The 4,359-nt window shown below is 40.0% G+C and carries 5 protein-coding genes; all 5 read right to left on the bottom strand.

The window, feature by feature from the left end:
• Positions 1 to 170 precede the first annotated feature (170 nt).
• Positions 171 to 926: a HipA family kinase gene (locus tag AADEFJLK_RS23135; RefSeq protein WP_170065242.1), complete on the bottom strand. Its 756-nt coding sequence runs from the start codon at positions 924 to 926 to the stop codon at positions 171 to 173.
• 271 nt (positions 927 to 1,197) lie between these two features.
• Positions 1,198 to 1,380, bottom strand: a complete 183-nt coding sequence (locus AADEFJLK_RS23140; RefSeq protein WP_103975971.1) for a hypothetical protein — start codon at positions 1,378 to 1,380, stop codon at positions 1,198 to 1,200.
• A gap of 139 nt (positions 1,381 to 1,519) precedes the next feature.
• On the bottom strand, positions 1,520 to 2,578 hold the full coding sequence (locus AADEFJLK_RS23145) for a phage/plasmid replication protein, II/X family (RefSeq protein ID WP_249028125.1): 1,059 nt from the start codon (positions 2,576 to 2,578) through the stop codon (positions 1,520 to 1,522).
• Positions 2,571 to 2,861, bottom strand: a complete 291-nt coding sequence (locus AADEFJLK_RS23150) for a hypothetical protein (RefSeq protein ID WP_103975972.1) — start codon at positions 2,859 to 2,861, stop codon at positions 2,571 to 2,573. The genes AADEFJLK_RS23145 and AADEFJLK_RS23150 overlap by 8 nt, the downstream gene beginning before the upstream one ends.
• A 675-nt stretch (positions 2,862 to 3,536) precedes the next feature.
• Positions 3,537 to 4,359 (bottom strand): hypothetical protein (locus AADEFJLK_RS24855; protein ID WP_170065243.1); only part of this gene is annotated, 823 nt, incomplete at its 5' end.

The raw sequence follows: 4,359 nt of genomic DNA on the forward strand, positions 1-4,359 counted from the left end.
GTGCATCGTTTTATCTGAAATAGTTTGCAATACATTACCTTCACCGTTTTCAGCTTGCGCTAAAATTCCAATCGTAAATCGTTCGCCAGACCCATTGATAGGCTCAAAATAAATAGGCTGAAAACGCGCAGAAAACCTTGGTAACTGTGGAAATCTAGATACTTGTATTTTCATAATGATTGTTGACGTAAAGGTATTTTTTGATGAACAATGTTGGTTAAGTACATTAATCTTTGTGATAAAAAATCAACTATATTCATTAAAGTATCTTTATTTAGCTCCTCATAGTTTGCCAATAAATTTTCAGCGATAGAGGCTGGTAAATCATTATTTATTTGCGAAACCAACTCATTTATATGATTTTTAATGCGTTGTTTTCCTACCTCATCATTATAAGTAAAAAATAATTTAATATTCAGTAATTGATTATCTATAGGTTGGTGGGGCGCAAACGGCAAACGCATCGCAAGATTATGATCAATCAAAACGAATTTTTCTTTGCCGTCCCATAAAATATTGCCTGTATGTCTGTCGCCATTGGCTATCCATTCATCAAATCCTATAGCTTGGTTAATACCTGTCCAATCGGCTAGCTTTTTTAAAATAACGGTATTTTGCGGATCATCAATAAGCTTGTCATTATGCCAAGTTAAGCTATGACTTAGATTCGGATGATCCGCATCAATAGAGGCAAATAACTGTTCTTCCTCATATATGGCAATAATAGGTTCTGGAATAGGTAAGCCTATTTCTCTACCGATGAGTGCCACCATAATTTCAACCAGCATATCTAAATCACTCAATTTTTTAGCATACGCTGGGACTTCATAGTTTAAGCCATGAAATGCTAACATCACCCGATTACAATTAAATAATCCTGCGTCTGCCCTACCTAATACGGTCACTACTCGAGCTAGTCTTATCATGCTTTTCTTAATCTTGATAATAAATTAAACGCCAGTATAGCATCACCATTTTCAGAGCTATAAATAGCTAGGCGTACACAATGGCCAACGCTTCCGGCTGCACGCGCTTCGCAAGCTTCGCGGGTTCGCCGGGCGCTTATGACCTGATAAATTTCCGTTACAGTAACGAAAATGAATTATTGTCACGGTGACGGAAAAGCCGCGCGGTACGGCGGTGCTTCTCGTCGGTCTCTCCTCGTCGCATCCGGCGCACCACGCGGCGCAGAAACGATTATTTCAGAATCTTAGCTTTCAAAATTTCAAGCTCAACATCGAGCCTGTAAGTAAGATAACCGACAAGACTACCGCCGTTAGGCAACAAAAGAGAAAGCTCATCAAGAGCAGCCGACACGTTAAAAAGCGGGTCTAAATCAAGGACACTTAAATCTGAATCGCCTTGGGTTGATATATTCATAACGAAGAACCCCCAGCGGATTTGTGAAAAAATAGGCAAACGCGAGTAAAATGACAAGTAGCCATTGCTGAAACTCCCAAATAGTTTAGGTGGTGGTTAGTCCTGCCTGTCGTCCGATACACGATAGGCCGGACGCAAATTAAGCCGAAATCTTTATTCTAGGCTCAAAATATAACGGCGTTCCGATAGCCCAAGATGGGACTTGTTGGCAACGCTCTGGAACTAAAACCCGTCTAAAATCTACAACGTTCGGGGCAGGCTGTTGGCGGTTGCCTTGCTTAATGGCGATGTCTATACCCGCATTCTCTTGAAGTTGTTTACGATATCTATAAAAGGTCATTCTTGGGTACATTGCCCTTAAATCGTGGCCTTCTCTCCAAAGGTGATAAACCGCGACAAGCCTAGGCGGCAAGCCCTGTAAAGCTGTTTCTGTGATGGTGTGATTTTCGCTCATATCCAAACCTGATAATAATCTCAATAAGACTTCCTCTGGTTTATTTTCACACCAAACGGCGGCTAAATCCAATGATCTTTGTTTAAGCTCTAATGACCGAGTAGTAGCTTCGGCGCGAAGCTTCGATTCAACCCATTTATAAATTTCCGGTAATTGAAGCTCTAGAGGCAATTCGTGGCCTTTGGCTAAAATTTCTTTAAGCTTGTTGTAAAGTTTGAGAGATTCGCGGCGGGAATGCTTGCCAAAATACAATGTGCCTTTCGTCATGATGCCCTGACCCTTATATCTCATGTGGGCAAGCCTTTCGGCTGAATAAAGAAAAGATTCAACATTGGCATTATTTCCCAGCTCAATCATCATTGTTGAATCAACCCGTTTTAAATAATAAAAGCCGCCAATAATTAAATTCCAATCATCAGGTGAAATAGGCAAATGTAAAATATCGGAAATCTTTAAAACGGTCTCCGCCATCAATCCAACCAAATCGTTAGTACCCCATAAATTATGTCCTTGAAAAAACTTAACTGGGTTGCCGTCAAAAACAATATTCAAATAATCGCCCTCAGGCGACCTAGAACGTAAATCCGATTGAACGTGTAAAGATGAATCGTAAGAACCTAAAACCTTAAGACGCTTGTTTGTTGTCCATTCAATCTCGCCTGAACGTGAAATGGAGAAAACCTGACCATCATGCAATAAAGAGGAATGACGAAAAGGGACGATGGCCGTTATCCAATCAATCATCTTTTAAAAGCTCCTTAAGCTCTTCTGCGGCCTTAGCTTCAATGGCGGACGCAAATGGTGCCGCAATTAACTTCGCCAATTCTTTACCCATGGCCTCTTGCATTAAAACACCGTTATTAAAAGCGGCTTGACCCTTAACGACATATTCGCCTATAGCTATGCCGGCAAGTGTTGTTGGGGCTATACCAAGACGGTTGCCAATATCGGAAAGACCTTCAAGAATCTTAGGATCTAGCCTAACAGTGACTTGAGTAGTGCGAAGCTTCGGTTTATTAACAGCCATTCTTTAAGGTATCCTTGTGAAGTTCATTTGAAAATGATAGTAGTTGATAAAAAAAGGCTGGTCAATAGGTAAATGTATCAGTTTGGTACAAATGTGCAGTATTACAGACTCTGCACATAAATTTACCCTATTCCATGATGTCGCTTAAAGGCTGGAAACGTTTCCCCTTCTACCTAACATCCCTTTACCTCCCCGTTTGTCAGAAATGAGTCCATCTGCTAACGCGGACGTGCAACGAACAAACCGAAAGCATTAAAACGCTTGAGGCGTTTTAATCGGTTTGCCCGTCACACTCTAGAGAAAGATATTTATTTAGACCGCTATCGCTATATTTGACAGCTTGCGTGATGCGCTTCCGCGCTGACCAGAAAAGCGAGTTGATAGGGTAAGAATTGGCAAATGGCGAGGTTAGGATCGGGCGGACGCAATGAGATAGACGGGACTGGCCAATTCTCACGGCGAGGTGAAAATCTACCTTCGGTACGATTTTATTATTTTGATAGTACCGCTTCGCTAATATGAAGACGCTGGGCGCTTCATGTGTAGTGCGCTTCGCGGCTGGGTTTTAATATTGTGTGATGTGGGGGCTAACGGGTTCCACTTGCTGGGATTGTTGCGTACTGTCGTATATTCACGCATTAAATTAATAAACAAAAATCTACAGCAAAAAATTTTCTAAGCTGCTTCTTGCTCTATTATTCTGCTTGCAAGTTCTTGTGGAGTGGATCCTTTAATCACACGAAGATTGATACTATCTGCTAATCGTTCAATCATCTGATAGCTATCTTGTGCTTCAGCGGGTGCGTTATTTTTAAGTGCAATTAATAATTCAAAATTTTGATATGAATTAATAATTCCTTGCTCGCGATTTTCTCTTAAGACTTCAAGATCAAATAGTTTTACTTTTGCTAACTTAAAGGCGTTTTTAACAATTTTTACATCAAAATTTGCTAAATTAGCGTTGTATCTAAGCCCCAAAAAATCAATATTAACATGACTACCATTTACAGAAGCCTCCCGTTGCCAATTTTTTGAAAAAAGCGGATTGTTAACATGTGTTTTTACTGATTTAAGCAAATGAATAGTCAACTGTTCAGCTTCATCACTCAACGTGTCATTGCCGTTTAATTCATTCAGTGCATCTGTCGTTATTTTTCCATTATATAAACTGGAATAGGCTGTAATAGCTTGAAATAACACGCCTTCTATTTCTTTTCCCGAATAGGTTTTTTGAATATCACCTAGCGTAACACCATTAATAGGCGGATGCCAAAGTTCAAGCATTAATTTAGATTGTAAATGCGCTTTTGCACTACTTAATACCAAAGAAATAAATCCTATTATTTGCGGAGCTTTATCACCATACATGCAGTGCATCGTTTTATCTGAAATAGTTTGCAATACATTACCTTCACCGTTTTCAGCTTGCGCTAAAATTCCAATCGTAAATCGTTCGCCAGACCCATTGATAGGCTCAAAATAAATAGGCTGAAAACGC

This window comes from Methylovulum psychrotolerans (assembly GCF_002923755.1).
Classification (GTDB): Bacteria; Pseudomonadota; Gammaproteobacteria; order Methylococcales; family Methylomonadaceae; genus Methylovulum; species Methylovulum psychrotolerans.

Bases quoted from the DNA above. Each gene is read 5' to 3' on its own strand.
- AADEFJLK_RS23135 (WP_170065242.1), bottom strand. From the start codon at position 926: ATGATAAGACTAGCTCGAGTAGTGACCGTATTAGGTAGGGCAGACGCA.
- AADEFJLK_RS23140 (WP_103975971.1), bottom strand. From the start codon at position 1,380: ATGAATATATCAACCCAAGGCGATTCAGATTTAAGTGTCCTTGATTTA.
- AADEFJLK_RS23145 (WP_249028125.1), bottom strand. From the start codon at position 2,578: ATGATTGATTGGATAACGGCCATCGTCCCTTTTCGTCATTCCTCTTTA.
- AADEFJLK_RS23150 (WP_103975972.1), bottom strand. From the start codon at position 2,861: ATGGCTGTTAATAAACCGAAGCTTCGCACTACTCAAGTCACTGTTAGG.